The 23,595-nt window shown below is 33.8% G+C and carries 18 protein-coding genes; 5 read left to right on the forward strand and 13 right to left on the reverse strand.

Translation table 11 applies throughout. The annotated features are described in order from the left end of the window. Nucleotides 1-26: 26 nt before the first annotated feature. From GAPWK_RS09660 to tssB, 10 genes are all read right to left on the reverse strand, one after another. Nucleotides 27-3,368, reverse strand: coding sequence for an ImcF-related family protein (locus tag GAPWK_RS09660; RefSeq protein ID WP_025316033.1), 3,342 nt, complete (start codon nucleotides 3,366-3,368; stop codon nucleotides 27-29). After that, nucleotides 3,369-4,502: a hypothetical protein gene (locus GAPWK_RS09665; RefSeq protein ID WP_025316034.1), complete on the reverse strand. Its 1,134-nt coding sequence runs from the start codon at nucleotides 4,500-4,502 to the stop codon at nucleotides 3,369-3,371. A gap of 4 nt (nucleotides 4,503-4,506) precedes the next feature. Continuing rightward, complete coding sequence (locus GAPWK_RS09670) at nucleotides 4,507-4,773, reverse strand: PAAR domain-containing protein (RefSeq protein WP_025316035.1); 267 nt, start codon at nucleotides 4,771-4,773, stop codon at nucleotides 4,507-4,509. A 283-nt stretch (nucleotides 4,774-5,056) separates the two neighbouring features. Continuing rightward, nucleotides 5,057-7,816 (reverse strand): type VI secretion system ATPase TssH, encoded by a 2,760-nt coding sequence (tssH, locus tag GAPWK_RS09675; protein WP_025316036.1) that lies wholly within the window; start codon nucleotides 7,814-7,816, stop codon nucleotides 5,057-5,059. 89 nt (nucleotides 7,817-7,905) lie between these two features. After that, nucleotides 7,906-8,394, reverse strand: coding sequence for an Hcp family type VI secretion system effector (locus tag GAPWK_RS09680; RefSeq protein WP_025316037.1), 489 nt, complete (start codon nucleotides 8,392-8,394; stop codon nucleotides 7,906-7,908). A 33-nt stretch (nucleotides 8,395-8,427) separates the two neighbouring features. Continuing rightward, entirely contained in the window at nucleotides 8,428-10,167 is a 1,740-nt protein-coding gene (locus tag GAPWK_RS14310; RefSeq protein ID WP_025316038.1) for an OmpA family protein, read from the reverse strand. 11 nt (nucleotides 10,168-10,178) lie between these two features. After that, the gene (gene tssL / locus GAPWK_RS09690; protein WP_025316039.1) at nucleotides 10,179-10,844 is read right to left on the reverse strand and encodes a type VI secretion system protein TssL, short form; all 666 of its coding nucleotides are present in this window, start codon (nucleotides 10,842-10,844) and stop codon (nucleotides 10,179-10,181) included. Between the two features lie 10 nt (nucleotides 10,845-10,854). Next, the gene (gene tssK / locus GAPWK_RS09695) at nucleotides 10,855-12,207 is read right to left on the reverse strand and encodes a type VI secretion system baseplate subunit TssK (RefSeq protein WP_025316040.1); all 1,353 of its coding nucleotides are present in this window, start codon (nucleotides 12,205-12,207) and stop codon (nucleotides 10,855-10,857) included. A 35-nt stretch (nucleotides 12,208-12,242) separates the two neighbouring features. Beyond that, on the reverse strand, nucleotides 12,243-13,775 hold the full coding sequence (gene tssC, locus GAPWK_RS09700) for a type VI secretion system contractile sheath large subunit (RefSeq protein ID WP_025316041.1): 1,533 nt from the start codon (nucleotides 13,773-13,775) through the stop codon (nucleotides 12,243-12,245). A 74-nt stretch (nucleotides 13,776-13,849) separates the two neighbouring features. Beyond that, the gene (gene tssB, locus GAPWK_RS09705; RefSeq protein WP_025316042.1) at nucleotides 13,850-14,350 is read right to left on the reverse strand and encodes a type VI secretion system contractile sheath small subunit; all 501 of its coding nucleotides are present in this window, start codon (nucleotides 14,348-14,350) and stop codon (nucleotides 13,850-13,852) included. Nucleotides 14,351-15,340: 990 nt separating this feature from the next. Here tssB and GAPWK_RS09710 point away from each other — a divergent pair. Genes GAPWK_RS09710 through GAPWK_RS09725 form a run of 4 tightly spaced genes read left to right on the forward strand, consistent with a single transcriptional unit; the run spans nucleotide 15,341 to nucleotide 18,853 of the window. Continuing rightward, a complete protein-coding gene (locus GAPWK_RS09710) occupies nucleotides 15,341-16,258 on the forward strand; it encodes a metal ABC transporter substrate-binding protein (protein WP_025316043.1) in 918 nt (305 codons plus the stop codon). Further along, the gene (locus tag GAPWK_RS09715) at nucleotides 16,258-17,148 is read left to right on the forward strand and encodes a manganese/iron ABC transporter ATP-binding protein (protein WP_025316044.1); all 891 of its coding nucleotides are present in this window, start codon (nucleotides 16,258-16,260) and stop codon (nucleotides 17,146-17,148) included. Before GAPWK_RS09710 ends, GAPWK_RS09715 begins: the two co-directional genes overlap by 1 nt. 2 nt (nucleotides 17,149-17,150) lie before the next feature. Continuing rightward, nucleotides 17,151-18,020 carry a metal ABC transporter permease gene (locus tag GAPWK_RS09720; RefSeq protein ID WP_025316045.1) on the forward strand — a complete coding sequence of 290 codons (870 nt, stop codon included), beginning with the start codon at nucleotides 17,151-17,153 and terminating at the stop codon, nucleotides 18,018-18,020. Further along, entirely contained in the window at nucleotides 18,017-18,853 is an 837-nt protein-coding gene (locus GAPWK_RS09725) for a metal ABC transporter permease (RefSeq protein ID WP_025316046.1), read from the forward strand. Before GAPWK_RS09720 ends, GAPWK_RS09725 begins: the two co-directional genes overlap by 4 nt. 69 nt (nucleotides 18,854-18,922) lie before the next feature. On the opposite strand, the gene dnaB is transcribed toward GAPWK_RS09725, so the two are convergent. The 3 genes from dnaB to GAPWK_RS09740 are packed head-to-tail and all read right to left on the reverse strand — an operon-like array spanning nucleotide 18,923 to nucleotide 22,220. Then, the gene (gene dnaB, locus GAPWK_RS09730) at nucleotides 18,923-20,347 is read right to left on the reverse strand and encodes a replicative DNA helicase (protein WP_025316047.1); all 1,425 of its coding nucleotides are present in this window, start codon (nucleotides 20,345-20,347) and stop codon (nucleotides 18,923-18,925) included. Nucleotides 20,348-20,392: 45 nt separating this feature from the next. After that, nucleotides 20,393-21,184 (reverse strand): tRNA pseudouridine(38-40) synthase TruA, encoded by a 792-nt coding sequence (gene truA, locus GAPWK_RS09735; RefSeq protein ID WP_038517445.1) that lies wholly within the window; start codon nucleotides 21,182-21,184, stop codon nucleotides 20,393-20,395. Further along, the gene (locus tag GAPWK_RS09740) at nucleotides 21,171-22,220 is read right to left on the reverse strand and encodes an aspartate-semialdehyde dehydrogenase (RefSeq protein ID WP_025316048.1); all 1,050 of its coding nucleotides are present in this window, start codon (nucleotides 22,218-22,220) and stop codon (nucleotides 21,171-21,173) included. Before GAPWK_RS09740 ends, truA begins: the two co-directional genes overlap by 14 nt. A 291-nt stretch (nucleotides 22,221-22,511) precedes the next feature. Here GAPWK_RS09740 and GAPWK_RS09745 point away from each other — a divergent pair, with 291 nt between their 5' ends. Then, nucleotides 22,512-23,558, forward strand: a complete 1,047-nt coding sequence (locus tag GAPWK_RS09745) for a LacI family DNA-binding transcriptional regulator (RefSeq protein ID WP_025316049.1) — start codon at nucleotides 22,512-22,514, stop codon at nucleotides 23,556-23,558. The last annotated feature ends 37 nt before the right edge of the window (nucleotides 23,559-23,595 follow it).

Below are 23,595 nucleotides of genomic sequence, written 5' to 3' on the forward strand. Positions count from 1 at the left end.
ATCCAATATCCGATTATAATCCAACATTATTCAAATACGTTTTGTGGTAAAGTAAAATTACGTAATTTCAATAACGTTAGTGGTCCTCCACCTAGTTGTGTTCTTAAAACATATCTAAGTTTATTACCATCTTTAGCTTCCCAAACCAATTCATAGCGACTGGAATCCAATGGCTTAATTGATGCAGATTCAAGTAACCTTATCCATGCCCAATCACCACTATAGTATTGATATAACCTTAAACCTGAATTATTACTACTCCAACTGAGCTGTGAATAAGGTGCATATCCATCACCAGGCCAATTAAAACGTTGCCAAGTAGGTATTTGATTGAAATATTCAAGTTTCTGCTTATTTATTATTAATTCTGTCCTTGCGGTACTTCCTCCAGTGCGAGGCATTAGATCGAATGATAACGATATATCACCTGTTTCAAGCACTTCTGCTGAAAGTTGATTAAATAAATTTAAGGCTTCAAGAAATTTAGGTGAAAAATTAAGCCCTTGAGCATTAACATTATTTACCACCCAAATACCACCTTTCTTATCTAATACACCATTTAATTCACTGATAATAAATCGATCTATAATGCCAGTATCAGCTCGGATGAAACGAGCTAATTCAGGTAATGAAGCCTCGTTTTCACTATTTTTAAAAGGATAGCGACCAGCAAAAGATTTTTTCCACTGACTGACAACATAATTTTGCCAAATATCATTAAAACTTTCTGCTGCAGGTGTCAATACTACTTGCCATGATTGTTCTAAAGGTTTTTTGAATAGACTATAACTAAATCCTGACCATTCTTTTCCTAAGTTAGCAGCGATTAAATTACCATAATCTCTAGTTTCTGTTAAATCAACTGAAGTGCCTTTAAATACACTTTTAGCTAATTCTTGCATCATTGTTTGAGGTTCTGCACTATTAGTTATATTTTGTAATTTCAATCGCACTTGAGTTATACGTGATAAATAAGTTTCTAAAGAAAGACCATTGGCATTATCATTTCTTAGCAAACTAACAATAGGTGCAAATGTTTCTGTTAAAGGGCCTATAGCTTCATTATTCTTCTTAGACATTCCTGTCGGTGATTTATTGCTATTAATTAAATCTTTAGCTGAACGTAATATATTACTAGACAATCCATCTTCGCTATAAGTTACCTCTGATTGGTACTTAATTGCGTTTACTAATGCTACTAGAGGAGATTGTCTTTTATCAGCAAGTATTGTTAGCTGTTCAATAACATCTGTAACATTATCAGATTGACGCCATTCTATACCATTTAAAAAATTCAACCATGCAGCACTATATTCACTAAAATATAATTCAGTAAGTTGTTTTTTTAATGATTCAGACGAAATTGATTTAGGTAATGAATTATCACCATCACTTAAAACCCAATCAATTTGTTCTTGACGGAGTTTAGAGACTTCATTTATTTCCTGTTTGATAGTATTTTCCCAAGCATTTCGCGTATAAATACCTGGTAGCTCATCATTACTAAAGAATAGTAAGTGATTATCAAAACCATCAAGTAATTGGTTCAAACTCTGATCTGCATAATTCTGACTAGCTTGTTGGATCATCTTTTTATAAATTGAGTTAACCGCATTTTGTGCACCAATTTTATTAATCAAGATCTGACGAGCATTTTTTACTAATGATGGATCTTCCTTTTGTGCCCATTTAGGATGTAAATTTAATGATTGTCCCCAAAAACGAACAAGATCAGGCATTAATTTCTGCCAATTACCATCACTAACTTCGTCCGGTGCTCTCCATTTTTTAGTTGCAAATTGACTCAAATAATCCCCATCACTTTTATCAGCGCGGCTCATCATTAAGTATACTTTCAATACATCATATGCCGATTCAACTAATTCGTCTCTGTGAGGATCATCTGGAGGTAGTTGCGTTAATAACTCTAAATAATCCGTCATTAAATCTTTAAATGGTATAACAATGTTTCGTAAGTTTGTTGTGTAGTAGCTAGACCACAATTTTTTTAATAATTTACCATCATGGTTTAATCCAAAACGATAAGATAGTGGCGCTCCATTTTGCTGGCGAAACAATAATTGCTCTAATCTTTGTTGTAACTGATATTGAATTTGTAATCTTGAAGTATAATCTTTAGTAGCAGAATCATCAGCAGTTTTAGCAAGTTTAATACTATCTTCAATTAATGATTCGTTTCTAAAATAAGATGTGAGCATAGCACATCCCGTCATGATCATAGATATAAATAAAACATAACAAGAGATTGCCGCCCAATTTAATCCAAGTCTTCGTCCAACATTTGATTTTGCATCATCAACGATTGATTGCCATGTTGGCGTCATGACAAAATGATTTAAATCGTAAAACTCTTGCTCTTCCGTTGGCTTCGATGACTGATAAGGCGTAAAAAATAGTCCTCGGAGATTTGGAACATAACGCAGTGAGATCAATGAACTCAAATATCGTTTAATTTTATCAATATCGTTTTTGACCAGATTCTGACTTAACTGAAGCAAATACGCATAATAAGAGTTTTCTTTAACCTGTTGTATACCTCGTTGACAACATTCAGTTGCTAACTGTTTTAGAGATAAATCTGCTAAGTCAACGATGTTATTTTTGGACGAAGAAAACGTTATCCCAACGCTTTGTTCAATTCTTCCTTCTTGTGACCATTCACTTGTTTGTCCTGATACTAAATAAAGTGGGGCTGACCACCTTAAAATTTTATCGCGAGATCTAAGTTGTAATATTGTTTTTTCAACTAAAACTTGTTGTTGTCTAGTATTATCAAGATAATTTTTTGAAACTGCCCAAATAATTGCATCCAGAGGTTTATGATAAAATGGTACATAACGTGAAAAATGTTTCTTTAATGTTTTCATCCAAGAAATATTTACTTCACTTGAAACATCCCCGCCATAAACCATTAGTGATTGACCACTTAATTGCCATTTAGCTTGTTGTAAATTAGGGAATAATGTTTCTACATCGGATGTTGACCCAATAACTAAACATTTTCGAACTTTATAACGCCAAAACAGACCGTAACGAGATTTGCACTGATTGTTTATTTCTGAAAATTCAGGATAAGTAACAACTTTTTTTACTGGTTTCTTTTCAGCAGGATTCAATGATTCACGCTTAACTTTATCTTTAGCCCACATTTTACGATTACTAGTAATAATAACAGGTGTTAACAATAAACCGAGCAATAAAAGCATTGCTTGTAACCATATTGAAAATTTCTGTCCTGTTGTTACATATCCTAAACCTGCTCCCCAGAAAAAAAGTCCTGCAGCTAGAATTAGTGCTCCTAATAATATAATGAAAATTAATCCAATCAGTTTCCATTTATTTTTCATTTACGACTCCCGACGTAATACTGCCAAATTTGAAAGTAACCATTTATTATGACTATATGCAGTCATAAGATTATTTTGGTTAGTGAGCATAACCATTTCACATCCCATAGCCAAAGAAAGCCAATAACTTAATCCAGTCTGATTACCAATAAAACTGTCTAAATTAATTTGATTGTCTAGGGAAATTTTTTGATCAGCTAATAGTGTTAAAATTTCTACTTGTTGTTTTTTTTCCACATTAGTAAACCAAACTTGTTTAACTTGTTTTATAGCATGTTGCATATCTATCATTTGGCCAATAGCATTATCAAGCTCTGTTGCTACCATTGGTCTCAAAATTTCAACTTTAGCACTATTTATTCCCAAATCTTGATAATGTTGTTTGCTTGTTCCTAAAAAAGCACACAAAAATGCCGAGTTTAATGAAATGGTATTATTTATAATTACAAGTTGAAGACTTGTTTGCGAGTCATCTATCATTTCTTGTAGTATTTCAGCATTAACGTTATCTGATATATGCTGTGATAACTTGTATTTCCATGGTAGTTTTGCGGTTTGATAAGCATTATTAATATCTTCTTCTAAAAGAGGACTTGATTCTAATGATGTATAAATATTGATATTAATTGTTTCCTTTTCCGATAATTCAGGTAACAATTTACTTAAAGATAGAAAAACTTCTTCAAGATATATTTTAATATTAAATTCGTCACCAAACTCTAAAGATTTATTGATTTTAGATGGTAGATTTACACCGTTATTTATGATGTCTTTTACAGTTAGGTGATTAGGTAAAACATAATAGCTATCAAGAATCACTAAAGATTTCATTGCCCAGTTTTTCCAATTTTCATCAATGTTTTTCTGTTCTAACTGCCATATCTCATATTCTTCTTGAGCTAGACCATATATATACAATCGTATACTGACAGCAATTCCAGTAATTGTTGTTGGAATAATTGTAGCTGATATCCAAAATATCCACTGTGAACTATAACTTTCATTCGGCCAGATTATAATAAGTAAAATAGTTGTGATAAAACTCAGAACTATAAAAAACAAATACCATCGACCTCGATGTAATTTTAATGGTGGCTTTAATGGGTTAAGTACCTTAGGTTTAGGCCAAGACATAATATTAGTCAATCTCCGATGTACTTAATGTTGAAATCACTTTACAACCGCATTCACATGTACATTGATCCACGACAACTGGTTTACCATCAGAAAAACAAGTCGTTGAAGCTTCAATAATTTTATTTACGCCATGTCCTTTCTTAGGACAGCTAACTAGATCACCTAATAGAGCTGCAGGTTTCCCTTCTACAATCATTGTTGAAGAAGCAGAAATAACTGATCCACCATGAGTTGTAGGGTCTCCTAATCGAACCACGTTTTTTCCCATTATTTTATCCCTTAATAAATTCTCAAATAAAACGCTAGTTAAACGATACTTTTAAATTCACAATTTTTACAATATTCTAATTAATCACATTTCATACGATTTTATATATAGATAGTTATTTAAGATCTGTTATCAATTCTTGCACTGTATTTATTATGCTTAATAAGCAATATTATCATTGCCTATTTTAATTTTATTTAAAACTGATCAATAAGTTTTATGCCAATTGACCAGTTTATTTCATAGAAAAAACATCATGTTATTAATCAATTCAATCTGATTTTTATTGTTGCTTTTCCTTAGGTTTAGTAGATTTTGTTTTATCTTTGACAGATTTACTTTTTGTTTTTTCCGAATTTTGTTTTCTCGAGTCATCAACTAATTCGAGTGTTATTCCTTCAATCTCGCTAAAATCAAGCAATAATGTTAAAGCTTTCCCATTACTATTATTCTTTCTTTGTAATAATAAATTTGAGATTGCAGGCAAAATTTGTTGATTCAAAATACTGTCAATATTACGAGCCCCGGTATCAGGTAACAAACAAGAAGAAGCCAGTTGATTGTATAATTGCTCACTAACTTTAAAGTCAATTTTGTAATGTTTTTGTATTCGTGAAGCAACTTTATCCAATTTCATTTTGACTATCTGCTGCAACGCTTTGTCTGATAAAGGTGTATAAATAACTGTTTGGAAACGAGCCAATAATGCTGGTTGGAAATGTTCTCGGATAATTGGTCGTAATAATTCATGCTGAGTGGCAGTATCAGCATCTGGCATCTGTTCAAATAGAGCCATTAATTCGTCATTACCTAAATTAGATGTCATAAGTATTAAGGTATTACGAAAATCAATTTCACGACCTTCGCCATCGCGCATAAATCCTCGATCAAAAACTTGATAGAACAAATTCAATACATCACGATGGGCTTTTTCAATTTCATCTAATAACACTACACTGTAAGGTCTCTTTCTGACTGCTTCAGTTAACACACCACCTTGACCATAACCTACATAACCTGGAGGAGAGCCTTTAAGTTGAGATACCGTATGGGGTTCTTGATATTCAGACATATTGATAGTAACAAGTGATTGCTCACCACCAAATAATGTGTCTGCAAGCGCTAGTGCTGTTTCAGTTTTACCCACGCCTGACGGCCCAACCAATAAAAATACGCCCATAGGTGCATCTTCCGAGGTCAATCCTGTTTTAGTTGCTCGAATACGTTTTGCTAATTCAAATAGAGCATTATCTTGACCAACAATTCGTTTGCGTAAATCATCTTCAAGCGCCATAAGGTGACTTTGCTCATCTTTTAATAAACTTTCTAAAGGAACACCTGTCCAATCAGCAATAACAGAAGAAACTACTCGACTATCAACATCAAGGGATAATAAAGGTCTGTTTCCTTGCAATTTATTTAATTTTTCTTGTGTATCAGTCAACTGTTTTGACAATTTTGGATCTGGCGTGGCCGTTAATTGTTTTCTCAATTCAATAAGTTCTTCAATGATTCTCTTTTCTTCTTCAAACTGAGTTTGCTCGATGCTTAGTTGTTTTTGTAAATCATCTAATTGTTTGTTGATTTCAGTTATACGCTCAGATGAATTGTTTTCACCTAATAATAAATCATCTTCAATCGCTACTTTTTCGATTGTTAAAGATGCAATTTTTGCTTCAAGTTCAATGATAGATTCAGGTATAGTATCAAGGCTCATTCTCACTCTAGCTGAAGCAGTATCTAAAAGATCAACTGCTTTATCAGGAAGTTGACGACCACTTATATAACGACGAGATAAAGATACAGCCGTTTTTACTGCTTCATCTAATATATGAACACCATGATGGATCGCATATCGTGATTTTAATCCGCGCAACATGAGACAAGCTTTCTCATCATCAGGCTCATCTGCTTTAACCATTTGAAAACGACGTTCAAGTGCAGCATCTTTTTCAAAATACTGCTTGTATTCTGACCATGTTGTTGCCGCAATGGTTCTTAATTCCCCTCGAGCTAATGCTGGTTTTAACAAATTTGCCGCATCCGCACCACCTGCTGAATTTCCAGCACCAATAATGGTATGAGCTTCGTCGATAAACAGGAGAATTGGGGTTTGTGACTGCTGTACTGCATCAATAACATTTTTAAGTCTTTGTTCGAATTCGCCCTTTACGCCAGCACCTGCTTGCAATAAGCCTAAATCAAGCGTTAATATGCTCACATCTTTAAGATTATTTGGTATATTGCCTTCTACTATTCGTAATGCTAATCCTTCAACTAAAGCTGTTTTACCCACACCAGGCTCACCCACTAAAATTGGATTATTTTTTCGACGACGGGATAAAATATCAACCATCTGTCTAATTTCTTTATCACGACCTAATACAGGATCAATTTTACCTGCTTTGGCTTTTTCGGTAACATCTTCTGTAAAGCGACTTAATACGGCTTGATGATGTTTTTGCTTAAGAGCCTTATTATCTTCTTTTTCATCTTCAGCTTGTGTTACTTGTGAATGATGATCTAAATTTTGTAGATCATTTTGTAAACCATCATTTGAATCATTCAAAGGACTTTCATCAGATAGTTCATCTAATTTTGAACGGAGTTTCCTTAAAGAAACAGGTGTTAAACTTAAAAGTTGCCATGCATCTTGTGCTTTTAAACATTGTGGCATTTCTTGTAAAACTTGTAGGATATGAAGAGACCGAATTGTTTCTTCGTGATCTTCTAATGAAGCTTTTAACCATGCTGCTTGCAATACAGCGATAAGTGATGATGATAAACTAGGTTTATTGTTAATAGTATGCGGTAATGCATCAAGGAAATTTAATAGCCCTTGCCAAATTTTATCCATATCAAGCTGATAATGCCTTGCTATGATTGTAATATCACCAGATCCTTGCTCTAATAGTTTTAACAACCAATGTTCAAGTGTGATTTCAGTATGAGCGCGGGTTTGACATAACTCTGCCGCAGATTCAAGTGATTTTGCACAGTAAGGGTTCAGTCGCCTTAATAAAATAGATGGATCGGCAATCATTACTATTCCTTTTTATTATATATTGATCTCTAATCTTTATTCCCAAAGATGCTGACCCTTAAGTCAGGTAAGGATCAGCAAATATTAAATTACGCTCGACTTTCTACCCAGCTATCTGAGTGGATGATGTTACCATCTTTATAAGTCCAAGTAATTTTTTCGTAACGAAGTTCAACACGCTCTAAATGATTGTATTGTTCTTTTGAAGGGTCTTTGATATTGTGCATTTCTGGTTTAACAGATACAACTTTTACGCCATCCATAAACGTATTAAAATACTCAATTTCTTGACCAGCATCATTAATTTTGTACCATTTGATCTCAACTGATTTTAAGTTTTGACCTGTGGTAACTGCTTTGTAAAGATAAGGTGATGAAGCATCGACTTCTTTAACGAACTCAAGTGCTTTATGAACACGTGTGCCAGTTAATTTACCAGTGTTACCATCTGTTGGGATGTACACTTTGTGGTCGAACTCAACAACTTCAACACTACCTTCACGACCAAATACGGTTACAGATCCTTTAATTTCCGCACCACCGTCATCTTTTAAGAACATATATGCTGGAACAGCCATTGTTTTACTCCTTTTTTGTTTTAGTTAAATTCCTTAGTTTTCTTGTGTCAAAAAACAATTTGACATTTGAGGAACTAAGCTTATTTCTACACGTCGATTTTTAGCACGATTCTCTGCAGTATCGTTATCAACCAACGGTTTTTTTGAACCATACCCTTGTATGGCAAAACAGGTTTCAGGCATATCGCTTGTTTTCATGAACCAATTTCTAACTGAAAGAGCACGATCTAAAGATAATTGTATATTCTTGTCTTCATTACCTGTGGAATCGGTATGCCCACCAATTAAGATGAGCCACCCAGTATCCTGATTAGTTTTTATTTGCTTTTGCATTTCAACTAAAGCATTGATCAGTATTTTGGTAGAATCAGGTTTCAAATTTGATTGACCTGTTTCAAATAATGCCAAGCTGTCTAAACGTATTACCACAGGTATTACCACCTGAGGAGGTTCTATCACTTTTGGAGGCATTGCAACGTATTTACTAATGGCAATATTTAATGGCTCTATGAGCTGTTGCCCATGGTATAGCCCTACACCTAAGCGTACAGGTTCACCTTGTGAAAAATACTTATTCAACATTATTCTGTCGTTTTTCAAAATTTCTAATGCTTTTAATTTTTCATCATAATTATCCATAGCAATAGAATTATAAAAATCAATATCGCTTTCAACTTGCTTGGCAAGTTTTATATTATTTTTAAATGATGCACCTAAACATCCCATAGTAAATAAGGAAGTTATAACGAGTAATCCACAGATCATTGAGATAATAGGAGAAAACGGATATGCAATAGGCATAAACTTTACTAAATCATCCGGAGGACTGATAGTTTCTTGTATTTTTCGAGTATTAGGGAGTGTCATGGTTGTAAGACGTTCCCATTGAATTTGTATTATATTATTAGTAATAACCTCTTGATTAACAGGATAAATAGCCGCAGCAGCTGGAATACATTTTGCTACGGGTTGTTTAGGATCCGCTAATGTTGACAAAACCACCTTTTCAACCCAATCTTTAGATTCATTTAAAAAGGCTTGAAGACTTAAACGACGTTCTCTTTCTTTTGGTGAAATTTTAATATCATTCACCCAATTATTTAATGGAGATAAATAACGATCAATCAAGTATAATTTTTGTTTTTTAAGTTGAAACCATTGAACAGGAATAGATTCAAATTCATCATAAATTAAATCATTGAATCCAATATGTACCGATAAATAAACAGGTAATGAATATTTAGCAATTTTACTTGTATCAACCCAAGATTGACGAAAAGCTTGCAATTTTGCAATAAAGATCCCTTGTTTATCTTCAATTTCTGGAGTCAAAGCTAAAAAAATACCTACCCGACCAAGCATATCAGGCCATTTAGCTATTAACGAATCATAGACTATCGGCAAATGTGAATATTCATCAACATAGATCCAAACGGCTTCAGATGAAATTAAAATATTCGATTGAGCTAAAGATAAGTCATCAGGGAAAAAATCTTTTGCACCACTGCCTGTTACTAATAAAATAGGCAGACGATAACGCTGTTTTGCAGGTAGCAAATCAAGTTTTTCAGTTAAGAAAGCAATATTAGTCGTCGATGAAGCAAGTATTTTTCGATAGCGCTTCATTCGCCATAATATACCCATGGCTATCACTACCACTAATACTGATCCTATAATTTGCCATCCCATTGTTATTGGTAAAAAAACAAATAACAATAGTAGACTTAAGACAGTAGCATAAATAATCTGAATACGCTTAGGATAATCGCTCATAAAACCTCTTTTTAACCAATAAGCGAATCAATTAAATTATCAAGTTGATTATTTAAGATAAAGTATAGTGCGATAACGCAAATAAAAGACAATGCTGTTAAAGATAAAAGTAAAGTCTTTCTTCCCCAATAACGATGATCCTGAGCTTGTTCAATAATAGGGTGATTTTGTTCTGGTTCGGATTCACGCAATGCTTCTCGAAGCGCTAATATAAGATGTTCTCGTTCCATTTGAGGTTTTCCCAAATAACATCCTTGGAATCCTAGCCCTAATACTCTATCAAAGCAGCTTAGAACAATTTCTTCTTTTTTATCTTCTTTTAAACGACTACGAACTTTTTCAAACAAGTCATAACCTGCATTATTGGTATTAAAATAGATGACTTGTAGTGGTTCACCTAACCATTCATCATAGCCTTGATCACTTGGATTATCTTTTTGATAAAGTAAGACTGTTTCATCTAATAGGGCACACAATGCGTAACTAATATCATCTATAACATCTTGTTTATATTGTGCATTATATAAAGTTTCTCGAACATTCTTGATTTGTTCTTTACAATGTTCATATAGTTTATGTCCTGAAAGAATTTTTGCTTTTGCCTTTAGTTCCACAACCACTAATATTGAGTCACGCAATAATTCATCGATAATAATTTTTTTTGATTCTGTATTCATTACTCTAACCCTATGATCGCAGTACTGCGAAAAGTTCTAATGAAATATCTGGCATTGTCCTTGGAACATAGAATTCACAACATCTTGCAAGCAACATATTTTTTGCTGCACTATGAGACAAATCCAGAGCAAAATATTGATTCTCTAAACGTAAAGGTATTGCTGCTGGTACATGATTTAATGCTTTGATCGGAATACCTGAAAGTGCTGAATGTATAATTTGTCTAACATCATCTGGCGCCCCTGCTTTACACAATAGTGGAAATCGAGATTGTAGTTCATGGCCCGGCATACTAGAACGAACTGAAAGATAAAAATCTGCATCCTCAAGAAGACGTGAATCATTCAACCGCCCTGTCCATAAGGTATCTTGATCATGAAGTAAATCAATTTTGATTAAACGTGAAGGTAAGCTTTCTTCTAATAAATTACGCAATAACTCAAAAAGCGGAGGAAAAACATCATTAAGTTTATCATGCTGATAAGCAGGAATATCATTAACACTATTTACTAATGAAAAAGTCAATAAAGATCCAGTAAACGATGTTAAAGTTTGATAAAGACGTTCAGGATGAATTGTTGGATTATCTCGTAAAAATTTAAGTTGGGGCTCAAATGAACTCAATGCATTAAGGAGCCAAAATAAAGAAACATCTGCAGTTGCAAATTCAGCAATTTGCTGATTACGTTCATGGCGCAAACCAAGTAGATGTTGACGTTTCGCTTGCATTTGAATACATAAAAGATCTAATTCTTTCAGTAATTCTCCGCTTTGTGTCAATAGATTCAATATTGGTGGAATGTATTGAGGATCTAATACAAATCGACCATTAAGATCACGTTTCAAACGAGCGACTGGACAAGTTACATAATCACTATTATCTTCAAAATCAAACAAAAAGGTTAACGCATAACGTTCAACAGCAATTGTTTCAGAGTTTTGACCAAAAAGATCAGGTACTTCAACCCACTCTTTTCTGTAACGAAGTGGTCTTTCTATACGTTGATTATCTTGTAGACAGTTTCCACCATTAGCATTTAATAATGGAATTCCGATTAAAACAGTGACTTCATTGAGTTCAACTGGGATATCAGTGTTCAACATTCTTGCTTCTGGCAAATTATCAGCTATATCCGTATTAATAACTACACCATCAATGAAACGAATGCTGATCGATTCAGCTTTAAGACGATCAATTGAAAGTGATTGTGTATCAATATTTATTTTTTCAACACCCCACGGATTAGCTATTAACATAGCCATTAAGTTTTGTGAAGAATATTGCCGCCATAACTCTTGTTGTTGGAATTGTTGAGGCGTCAAGAAGACGCCTTCATTCCATAAAGGACGAAAAATTTTCATTTACACTGAGACTCCAGTTTTTCCTATAATTGATATTAATTTTTAGCTTTTGGCATTTGTGAAACCATTGATAAATTAATATCCATCCCTTCAATCTGGAAGTGAGGAACTAAGAATGTTTTAACACGGAAAAATCCTGGATTATCTTCAATGTCTTCAACAATTACTTTTGCTTCACGTAACGGGTGTGATGCTTGAACTTCATCACTTGGATCGGTCATTTCTGTAACAAGACCACCAATCCATTTGTTAAGTTCAAGTTCAAGTGTTCGTCGATCTTTAGTTGCACCAATATTCTCACGTTGAATAACTTTAAGATAATGAGCTATACGTGATAATAAGAAAATGTACGGTAATCGAGAATTAATGCGACTATTTGCAGATGCTTCTTTAGTATCATAAAGTGCTGGTTTCTGCGTTGAGTTAGCAGAAAAGAAACATGCATAGTCTCTGTTTTTATAGAAAGATAATGGTATAAAGCCTAAATTAGCAAATTCAAATTCACGAGTTTCTGGAATAAGGACTTCCGTTGGAATTTTAACTTGATTACCAGTTCCTAAATCATAAAGATGAATAGGCAAATCTTCAACTAAGCCTCCAGCTTGTGGTCCACGGATTTGAACACACCAGCCATTACGGACAAAGCTTTGTGCCATATTTGCAGCAAAAGCATAAGATGCATTAGCCCAGAGATAACGATCATGGTCAAGACCTTTAACATCTTCAATATAGTTAAAACTACGAACTGGAACAGTTTCAGGTCCATATGGTAAACGAGCTAAGACACGAGGTAAGGTTAAGCCAACATAACGTGAGTCATCAGTTTCTCGGAAACTGTTCCATTTAGTATATTCTGCACGATCAAAATAATTTCCAATATCTTTGATTGCCGCAACTTCTTCCATGGTCTCTTTACCAAAGAATTTAGGCCCGACAGAGCCAACAAATGGCATATGTGCTGATGCCGCAACTTTAGAAATATTACGTAATAAAGCTATATCTCGTGAACTACGATCAAATTCATAATTTGAAATCGTTACGCCAATTGGTTCACCACCTGGTGTATCATATTCTTGGATATAAGTGTGTCTATAAAAACCCGTTTGAGAAATTTCAGGTGCATCTTCAAAATCTTGGCGAAGATCTTCTTTAGATACATCTAAGAGTTCAATTTTTACATTTTGACGGAAATCAGTACGATCAACTAAAAATTTTAGACCGCGCCATGTTGATTCAATTTCTTGAAAGGTTTCATTATGCATCACAACATCAAGTTGGCGACTAATTTTTTGGTCAATTTGACTAATATGATAATCAAGTAAATGTTTATCTAACTTTTCGATTTTTTGAGATGAACCTTGTATTAACTGAAGTAGTATATTAACAGCCATCGTAACTCGTTCATCTTGTGAAGTTTCAAATAAAACTTCACTATCTTCATACTTGTCAATATCACTTACTTTGTTAATTGTATTTAAATTTATTTTATCAAATAAAGATTGGTAAACACTTCCTGTTTCTTGTAAAACCGTTTCTACAGTAGCTTTATTCTCTTGCTTTTGTTCCATTGTTTTTCTCTCGTAATACTTATCTTTAATGCACTAAATTATCATTAATTTTTTGAACTAATTCTTATAAAAAACTATTTGGTACTTTGAGCTACAATCGATTCTAATTCTGCTCGTAGCTCATCAGACAATTGTTCATCTTTAACGATTTTTTCAAGTTCATAACGAAATGTTGCGTTATCAAGCAAATTAGATTTTAAATCTCTTAGTAAATTACGCATTGCAAGCAAAGAACGTAACTGAGGGATTTTCTTAGCGACTTGTTCTGGAGAGAAATCATTCATTGATTCAAAAGAAATATTTACATTGACATTGCTACCATCATCAGCAAGCGTATTAGGAACGTTAAGCGCTACTTCAGGTTTAAAGTCTTTTAATACTGCATCAAAATTATTCTTGTTGATAGACACTTTTTCTTTTTCTGAAAGAGTACGTTTATCTTTACCACGACCATAATCACCAACAGATAAAATTTTTAACGGTAATTCAACTTTCTTTTTAGACCCACCTGTATGAAGATCTAGTTCAATATTAACTCGTGCAGCAGGTACTTCATTTTGATAACTATTAGACATCTTAATTCCTTAATTTCCCTATTTTTTATAAATCTTAGAAGCGAGATCAATTATTGATCCGTTGCTGGTTGGAATTTACACTAATTAAAATCAATTTACAACCTTCATTAATAGTTTTATTTAATTTTTTTTGTAAAAAAAAAGCTCTTATATCATTTGTATACTATTTAGAATTAACGAACTTACTGTTAATATTAAGTTTTTTAAATAAATTTTACGAAAGTTTATTTACTAGTAAATGATTTTAGTATGATAGAAATTTAGTCAAATATTTGATTAATAATCTTATTTATAAATAAATAAATAATCATTTTAAATATTTATTTGGTAATTTCCGTTTATTTTTATATCAGTAAATTTTTGTAAAATTAAGTTAAGAAATCAGAAAAATTGTTAGCGAAATTAATTCCAATTTTTTGTTTATTTATCTTTGATTTTAAAAACCTATATCAGATTAAGTACTAATTTTGACAATAGAAGATTTAACTTCCACAGAACGATTAATGTTTATACAGAAATTTGTTAAGGTTGGGGGTTCAGTGATGTTAACAATTCATATATTACAAATATATAAATCAAATATTATTATTTCTAATAAAAGACTGGTTGTATTTATTGTAAGATAAATTAGATAGATATTATTCAAAAATTGAACTTTTACATTGTTTAATAGTTAATATTTTTATATATGCTTTTCCACAATATCTATCATTTACGTAGATAAACAATCTATTTTCAATGCAATTCCTTCATACAATATATTATCTTAAAAAAATTTACTTGTTTAGTTTATTAAATTTTAGAAAAAAAATTTGACTTTTGTTTATTTAATGATAATAATTCTCATTAACATTTAAATTAAAATTTTAAAAACAAATTTAATCTAAAGAATTATCAGTAAAACGGATTTTACTTTTTAAATCATAAACACTATCACTGATTTTTTATTGTACTTCAATCTGATTATGTTTTAAACAAAAGGAGTCGCTAATGAAGCTTAATTATTTTAAACGGCGCAAAACCCTACTATCATTAATACTATCATCTTTGCTTGTTCTTACAGGTATATCCGAGTCTTCTGCGGCAGAAAAAAAATTTAAAGTTGTTACCACCTTTACTGTTATCCAAGATATTGCGCAAAATGTTGCGGGGGATGCTGCAACCGTTGAATCAATTACTAAAGTTGGCGCCGAAATACACGAATATGATCCGACCCCTCAGGATATTACTAAAGCCCTTTCAGCCGATTTAGTTTTATGGAATGGACTGAACTTGGAACTTTGGTTTGAACGTTTTTTTGAAGATGTTAAAAATGTACCATCAGTTGTAGTAACAGAAGGTATTGAACCAATGCCAATTCAAGAAGGAAGTTATAGAGGTAATCCAAATCCTCATGCATGGATGTCGCCGACACTTGCTTTGATTTACATTGAAAACATCCGTGCCGCCTTTGTTAAGTATGATCCTCAAAACGCCAGTATCTATAATAAAAATGCCGAGGATTATATTGCTAAGATTAAAGCGCTTGATGCTCCATTACGTGAACGTTTAGCTAAAATCCCAGAAGCACAACGCTGGTTAGTAACAAGTGAAGGAGCATTTAGCTATCTAGCTCGTGATTATAATTTAAAAGAAGCCTATTTATGGCCAATTAATGCTGAACAACAAGGTACACCTAAACAAGTTAAAAATCTTATTGATTTAGTTAGAGCGAATAAAATTCCTGTTGTTTTTAGTGAGAGTACAATTTCTGATAAACCTGCAAAGCAAGTCAGCAAAGAAACAGGCGCTAAGTACGGTGGTGTGCTTTATGTTGATTCGCTTTCCACAAAAGACGGTCCTGTTCCCACTTATATCGATCTTTTGAAAGTCACTGTTGAAACCATAGCTAAAGGATTTGAAAATTAATGACAAAAATTTGCTTAAATGTTAATGACATCACGGTGACATATAATAATGGTCATACTGCAATTCATGATGCTAGTTTCCGTCTTAATGGCGGAACCATTTGTGCTCTTGTTGGAGTGAATGGTAGTGGTAAATCCACGTTATTTAAAAGTATTATGGGAATGATTCGCCCAACACGTGGACAAGTAACATTTAATGATATTTCCGTTGCTCAAGCATTAAAGCAAAACATTATAGCCTATGTGCCACAAACGGAGGAAGTTGATTGGGATTTTCCTGTTTTGGTATCCGATGTCGTTATGATGGGACGTTATGGTCATATGTCTTTTTTTCGTATACCAAGTAAAGAAGATAAAAAACAAGTTGATATTGCACTTGAACGTGTAAATATGCTGGACTTTAAGCACCGTCAAATAGGTGAATTATCAGGAGGGCAAAAAAAACGTGTTTTTTTAGCAAGAGCTTTAGCGCAGCAAGGTAAAGTATTGTTACTAGATGAACCCTTTACAGGAGTTGATGTAAAAACTGAAAATGCCATTATCGATTTGTTAAAAGCTCTGCGAAAAGAAAACCATCTTATTTTAGTTTCTACCCATAATTTAGGTAGTGTGCCGGAATTTTGTGATCAAGTCGTGTTAATCAATCAAACGGTACTGGCTTTTGGACCAACCAAAACTACCTTTACCCCTCAAAATTTGATGACGACCTTTGGTGGTGCGTTGCGCTATTTGAGTTTGTCTGGCGATAAATTACACCAAGATGAAGATCCACGTAAAGTATCCATCTTAACCGACGATGAACGTGCTGCTATTTTTTATGGTGAAGGAAAAGATGATTCTCCACACCAAGATTTGTTGGTTAATGATCAATCAAGTCAAGCAAAAGGATGACAATAATGGAATTGTTACTGGAGCCATTTACCTATGATTTTATGCTTAAGGCCATATGGGTTAGTAGCATTGTTGGTGCAGCTTGTGCTTTTTTATCAGCCTTTCTGATGTTAAAAGGCTGGTCCCTAATGGGCGATGCGTTATCACATTCGGTTGTCCCAGGTGTAGCTGGTGCTTATGCACTTGGTTTGCCTTATTCGGTCGGAGCTTTTTTTACGGGATTACTTGCAGCATTATCCATAACTATCATTCGTGCCATTACACGCTTAAAAGAAGATGCCATTATCGGTTTTATTTTCTCGACTTTTTTTGCAATTGGATTATTAATTATTTCGCTAAATCCCACTTCTGTTAATGCGCAAACTATTATTTTTGGGAATATTTTAGGCATTGATGATAGTGATATGTGGCAGGTACAAATCATTATTTTGGTTTCTTTGGTTTTGTTACTTCTTTTTTGGAAAGATCTATTAGTCGTATTTTTTGATGAAATCCACGCACGATCAATTGGTCTAAAGCCTTTGCATTTAAAAATTCTTTTTTTCACTATTTTGAGCGCTTGTACTGTCGCAGCCCTACAAACAGTTGGTGCTATTTTGGTTATCGCTATGGTCGTCACTCCCGGTGCAACCGCTTATTTGCTAACAAATCGATTTTCAAGTCTGTTAATTATTTCAGTAGTAATTGGCGCATCAACCAGTGCAATTGGTGCTTGGTTTAGTTACTTTTTAAATGGTGAAACTGGTGGCGTTATTGTTACACTGCAAACATTGATTTTTATTGTGGTCTTTTTGTTTGCACCAAAACAAGGTTTAATCTCAAACCGTTTACGAATTAGACAAAGCCGATTAAATAACGGGGCAAATATATGACAGATTTATTGGAATATCTTTATTATCCTTTTACTCTGCCTCTTATGCAACGAGCCATTATTGCGGCACTAGCCACAGGTATTGTTTGCGCTCTCCTATCATGCTTTTTAGTGTTAAAAGGCTGGTCATTGATGGGAGATGCCATATCACATGCAGTATTACCGGGCATTGTACTTGCTTATTTAGCAGGGATTCCGATTATCATAGGTGCATTTGCCTCAGGATTATTGTGCTCGGTTGCCACGGGTTATATTAAAGAAAATAGCCGTATAAAAGAAGATACAGTAATGGGAATTGTGTTTTCGGGAATGTTTGCGTTTGGTTTAGTACTGTTTTCAAAAGTAGATACATCACAACATTTAAATCATATCCTATTTGGTAGTGTGCTGGGCACGAGTTATGCTGAGTTAGAACAAATTATCTTAATTGCAGGGATAGTATCAGCAATAGTGATCATCAAGCGTCGTGATTTACTATTATATTGTTTCGATCCAGTTCAAGCCAAAGTTGTAGGTTTACCAGTAAAATTATTACATTATGGATTACTTTGTGTTTTAGCTCTAACTATCGTCAGTTCTTTAAAAACAGCTGGCGTGATTTTGGTTATTGCGATGCTGATAGCTCCAGGCATTATTGCATTTTCGTTAACTAAACGTTTTGAAAGGATGCTATTGATAGCAGTAATTGTTTCGATGTTTTCAACTGTTATCGGAATACTAATTAGCTTCTATTTAGATGCATCGACTAGTGCATGTATTGTAATTTTGCAAGCCACTATCTTTTTAGGCGTGCAGATTTACCAATTTATAGTAAGGAAAAGTGTAAGGAATTAATGAGAAATGTTAGGTATAAGCGTGAGTATAAATCTACTCACGCTTAATATTTTCGGTGATTGGCTATAATTATTCATCATCCATATATTTACTAGCATCGGCATAATTATCAAATCGAGAAAAGTGGCCTTGGAATTTTAAGCGAACTTTACCAATTGGACCGTTTCTCTGTTTACCTAATATAATTTCAGCAATCCCTTTATGTTCCGATGCCTCATTATAAACTTCATCACGATAAATAAACATAATGACGTCAGCATCTTGTTCAATAGAGCCTGATTCACGTAAATCTGAATTCACTGGTCGCTTATCCGCTCGTTGTTCCAAACTACGGTTTAGCTGTGATAGAGCTACTACTGGAATTTGTAACTCTTTTGCTAACGCTTTTAATGAGCGTGAAATTTCGGCAATTTCTAGAGTTCGGTTTTCAGAAATATTTGGTACACGCATCAATTGTAAGTAATCGACCATGATCATACTTAAACCTTTATGTTCACGATAAATACGTCTAGCCCGTGATCGCAGTTCCATTGGCGTTAAACCTGCAGAATCATCAATATAAATATTTTTCTTTTCAAGTAATAATCCCATCGTGCTGGAAATTCTTGCCCAATCATCGTCTTGCAATTGTCCTGTTCGGATGCGTGTTTGATCAACACGCGATAACGAGGCAAGCATACGCATCATAATTTGCTCTGATGGCATCTCTAAACTAAATATTAGTACGGGTTTTTCTTGCGTCATTGCTGCGTTTTCACATAAATTCATTGCAAATGTGGTTTTACCCATTGATGGCCTTGCAGCAATAATAATTAAATCTGAACGTTGTAAGCCAGCCGTTTTTTTATCTAAATCAATATAACCCGTTGAAACACCTGTCACCCCGTCATGTGGACGTTGGAACAGTTCTTCAATTTTAGCAACTGTAGCTTCAAGCACTTCTGTGATACTTTTTGGACCTTCGCCCTGTTTTGTTCGGCTTTCAGCAATTTGAAAGATTTTACTTTCTGCTAAATCTAATATTTCGTTACTGTCTCGACCTTCTGTGGTATAACAGTTATCAGCGATTTCATTTGAAGCGCTGATTAATTCACGCAAAATCGCCTGCTGTCGAATAATCTCACTATAAGCAACCACATTAATCGCACTTGGCGTGTTTTTAGAAAGCTCAGCTAAGTATGCAAATCCACCTACATCTGTTAATAGATCTTTGCTCTCTAAGCTTTCTGATAAAGTGATTAAATCAATCGGTGTACCTTTACTAATCAGCGAATGCATTTCTGAAAAAATCAGTTGATGATGACGCGAATAAAAATCGCGATCCATAATCATTTCAGCAACGGTATCCCAACGTTGATTATCAAGCATCAAACTACCAAGTACAGCTTGTTCTGCCTCAATTGAATGCGGAGGCATCTTGATATTATGTAGATTTGATTTTTTCGACTCTTGATTTCTAGAATCTCTGTTTAAGCTTGTTTCATCTGTATTCATTACGTTCATCTTTTTTTAAACTAATTTATCGTTAAGCTTATTCACTTACGCTAAAAATAATGGCCCTAATGCAAGATTAGGTATTTGATACTCATCTGGATAATCCACTTGAACTAAATATAATCCTTCAGGTTTAGCGGTTGCTGCCGCTTGAGTCCTGTCTTTTACTTGTAGAAGTTCATTAATCCATATTGGCGGTTTATTGCCTACGCCAACTTCAAGTAAACTACCTACTATATTGCGAACCATATGGTGAACAAATGCATTAGCTTTAATATCAACAATGATATATTCGCCCTGCCTTGTTACTTCAATATGATGAATATTACGCCAAGGTGTTCGTGATTGACATTGTGCCGCTCTAAATGATGAAAAATCATTTTCACCTAATAGATACTGTGCGGCTTGATGCATCAATGCCTCATTCAAAGGCAAATAATAGTGTGAAACACCTTTGGCCAAAATTGCTGGACGATAACGGTTATTATAAATGACATAACGGTAACGCCGAGCTGTTGCACTAAACCGAGCATGAAAGCTATCATCGACCACTTGCGACCAACGCACGGCAATATTTATCGGTAAATGTGCATTGACCCCCATTGTCCAAGCAGTTTCAGATCGTATAGCTTGGGTTTCAAAATGCACGACTTGTCCTGTTGCGTGCACGCCCGCATCGGTTCGACCTGCACAAAATAGGTTTATTGGCTCATTAGCGACAGTCGATAATGCTGATTCTAATCTTGCTTGGATAGAATCAACTGATTGCTGGCGTTGCCAACCAAAATAGCCACTACCATCGTACTCAATACCTAATGCGATTTTAGAGGTAGTCATTAATTAGGATCTCAAGCGTCTCAATTAACATTAATGCACCTAAATAGCGAACATTGTCAGCTACTGACCAAAATTGAATTTGTTCATAATTTCCATAACTGTGCCGTAAATTAGCCAATTTTATTGTTAATTGAGATTCAAATTCAGCGCTAACTTCCGTTACTGGTGTTGGCAAGTTACCTTCTTGTACCTCAACATCATATTCGCCAAATCGCGCCATATCCAATTCAATCGGTAAGCTACTCGATACATTAATTGCTTGGGCAAGTCCATAAAATACTGGCACCACCACCGATTCAATGGAAATTGGCAAATCATAATTATTAAGAACTTTGCGAATTTGGTTAATTTGTGATTTTTCACCTAAAGCCACATCATCAAGTTCATGTGATATTGGTAATAAATTAAAAGCCAATTGTTTATCAAACAGTTCATTATCAACTGGCATACCATTAAGTAGACGTGCACTTTGTCCTGCTAGTTCATCAACACCTGGCTTACCGTAAAGCGATGCAGGAATGAAACTGGTTGCATGTAAATTGGTTAATAATTCAGTATCTGTTAGCGATGCCACACAACGCAATAACTGACATACCGTTGCACTTGCTACTGCAACAATATTATCATTACGATATTCAGTTAACACATTGTTGTTAACTTTAGGCACAATTAATGGAATATGATCTTGAGTAGCAAAATAACCACTGGCATCAATAACAACACAACCAGAATCGGTCGCTATTTGCGCATATTTTTCACTCGTTTTTGCACCAGCAACAAAAAAGGCAAAATGGCACTGACTCCAGTCCATTTGTGCACTATCAATAACCGTTAAGTTTTTACCCGCAAAGCGCACAATTTCGCCAGCACTATTATCACTTCCAACTAAATAAAGATTTTCAATCTGAAAATTATGTTTTTGCGCACTATCAGTTTGTGCTTCGTCTGTTTGAACACAATGTTCTTGTAACAATTCAACTAGCGCAGAACCTACTTGTCCTGTCGCACCAACAATCGCAATATTCCATGCAGACATATTTAATAACCCAAATAAAAAAGTTTAGTAGTAATTATAGCACTATATCGTAATTATAGCGGAAAAAGATATTTCGACATGGTATTGGCATTTGTTCGCTTTAACGTTATTCATATAAAAAAGTTGATTAGACTAGATTTTAAAAAAATTAACGTAAGTTTTTAATAATTTTTTTATAACTCTAATAAGTTTTTTGGAACATTGATCGATAAAAATAATCTTTCTCAGTTACTAATTGAATAAACATCGTTAAATTAAAACAATTATAAAACCAAATTAGAAACGTTTATCATGGCAAAAAAAACATTATCAACCATTGCTAAACAAGCCAATTTATCCATTGCTTCCGTGTCGAGAGTTTTAAAAAAACCACATTTAACCTCACCCATGACACAATCTAAAGTTTATCAAGCCATTGAGGAGCTCAACATTGATATTCATAATAATTTTAAACCACATAATGATCATAATAGCAGTAATAAAATATTAGTGTTGGACAATCAATTTATCACAAGAACATTAATTAACTATGGTTTGGAGGAAACGTTAACTCAAACTGGTTTTGCAATCTTTTACTTTCGCTTTCCTTATCAAACAAAAAAAGACATCCATTATTTAATTAAATATATTAGTCAAAATTCCTTTGCTGGTATTTTAGTTATTAATGATGCGCCTTATTTGCAGGAACTCGAGCATTTTAAAAAAGCTTTACCGCCTATTGTGTTAGTTAATCACTTTTCTTTAAACTTTATATGTGTCCATTTTGATCATTTAGTGATTGGACATCAAATAACCCAATATTTGCTCAATAATTCTCACTCCAAAATTGCAGTACTATTTAATGATAACAATAAAATCAGTTCAACACTTTTTTTACAAGGCTACAAACAAGCTTTACTAAGAGCTAATATTAGCATTAACAAAGACTATCTTATCGAAGATTGCTTTACCTATGAACATGGCAGAGCGGCGATTAAACAATTAATAAATAGTAATAATCCCCCTACTGCTATTATCTGTTGTGATAATGTTAATCTAAATTATTTAGATGAAAGATTACAAAACTATCAATCTTTTTCAACAAATTATAGTGTCATCTTAGGCGCATTACATCAAGCAAAGGAGAGTGAAATTCAGCTGCCTCAACCGATTACAATAACTTATCTTAGCCACTCAACAGATAGGCAATATAATGAATTAGATAAGCTAAGTCGAATTAATAAACCCATGTATAAAATGGGTCAAGAAGCCGCTACCTTGCTTTGCCAATATATAAGGAATGAATTAGCTACAACTAAACGCTACCATCTTATTGAAACAGAAACATTTTTTTATTAAAAATGTTAACTTATACTGTGTTAGCTTAACTCAATTT

This window comes from Gilliamella apicola (assembly GCF_000599985.1).
Classification (GTDB): domain Bacteria; phylum Pseudomonadota; class Gammaproteobacteria; order Enterobacterales; family Orbaceae; genus Gilliamella; species Gilliamella apicola.

Coding starts and splice junctions, on each gene's coding strand:
- GAPWK_RS09660 (WP_025316033.1), bottom strand. CDS start 3,368: ATGAAAAATAAATGGAAACTGATTGGATTAATTTTCATTATATTATTA.
- GAPWK_RS09665 (WP_025316034.1), bottom strand. CDS start 4,502: ATGTCTTGGCCTAAACCTAAGGTACTTAACCCATTAAAGCCACCATTA.
- GAPWK_RS09670 (WP_025316035.1), bottom strand. CDS start 4,773: ATGGGAAAAAACGTGGTTCGATTAGGAGACCCTACAACTCATGGTGGA.
- tssH (WP_025316036.1), bottom strand. CDS start 7,816: ATGATTGCCGATCCATCTATTTTATTAAGGCGACTGAACCCTTACTGT.
- GAPWK_RS09680 (WP_025316037.1), bottom strand. CDS start 8,394: ATGGCTGTTCCAGCATATATGTTCTTAAAAGATGACGGTGGTGCGGAA.
- GAPWK_RS14310 (WP_025316038.1), bottom strand. CDS start 10,167: ATGAGCGATTATCCTAAGCGTATTCAGATTATTTATGCTACTGTCTTA.
- tssL (WP_025316039.1), bottom strand. CDS start 10,844: ATGAATACAGAATCAAAAAAAATTATTATCGATGAATTATTGCGTGAC.
- tssK (WP_025316040.1), bottom strand. CDS start 12,207: ATGAAAATTTTTCGTCCTTTATGGAATGAAGGCGTCTTCTTGACGCCT.
- tssC (WP_025316041.1), bottom strand. CDS start 13,775: ATGGAACAAAAGCAAGAGAATAAAGCTACTGTAGAAACGGTTTTACAA.
- tssB (WP_025316042.1), bottom strand. CDS start 14,350: ATGTCTAATAGTTATCAAAATGAAGTACCTGCTGCACGAGTTAATATT.
- GAPWK_RS09710 (WP_025316043.1), top strand. CDS start 15,341: ATGAAGCTTAATTATTTTAAACGGCGCAAAACCCTACTATCATTAATA.
- GAPWK_RS09715 (WP_025316044.1), top strand. CDS start 16,258: ATGACAAAAATTTGCTTAAATGTTAATGACATCACGGTGACATATAAT.
- GAPWK_RS09725 (WP_025316046.1), top strand. CDS start 18,017: ATGACAGATTTATTGGAATATCTTTATTATCCTTTTACTCTGCCTCTT.
- dnaB (WP_025316047.1), bottom strand. CDS start 20,347: ATGAATACAGATGAAACAAGCTTAAACAGAGATTCTAGAAATCAAGAG.
- truA (WP_038517445.1), bottom strand. CDS start 21,184: ATGACTACCTCTAAAATCGCATTAGGTATTGAGTACGATGGTAGTGGC.
- GAPWK_RS09740 (WP_025316048.1), bottom strand. CDS start 22,220: ATGTCTGCATGGAATATTGCGATTGTTGGTGCGACAGGACAAGTAGGT.
- GAPWK_RS09745 (WP_025316049.1), top strand. CDS start 22,512: ATGGCAAAAAAAACATTATCAACCATTGCTAAACAAGCCAATTTATCC.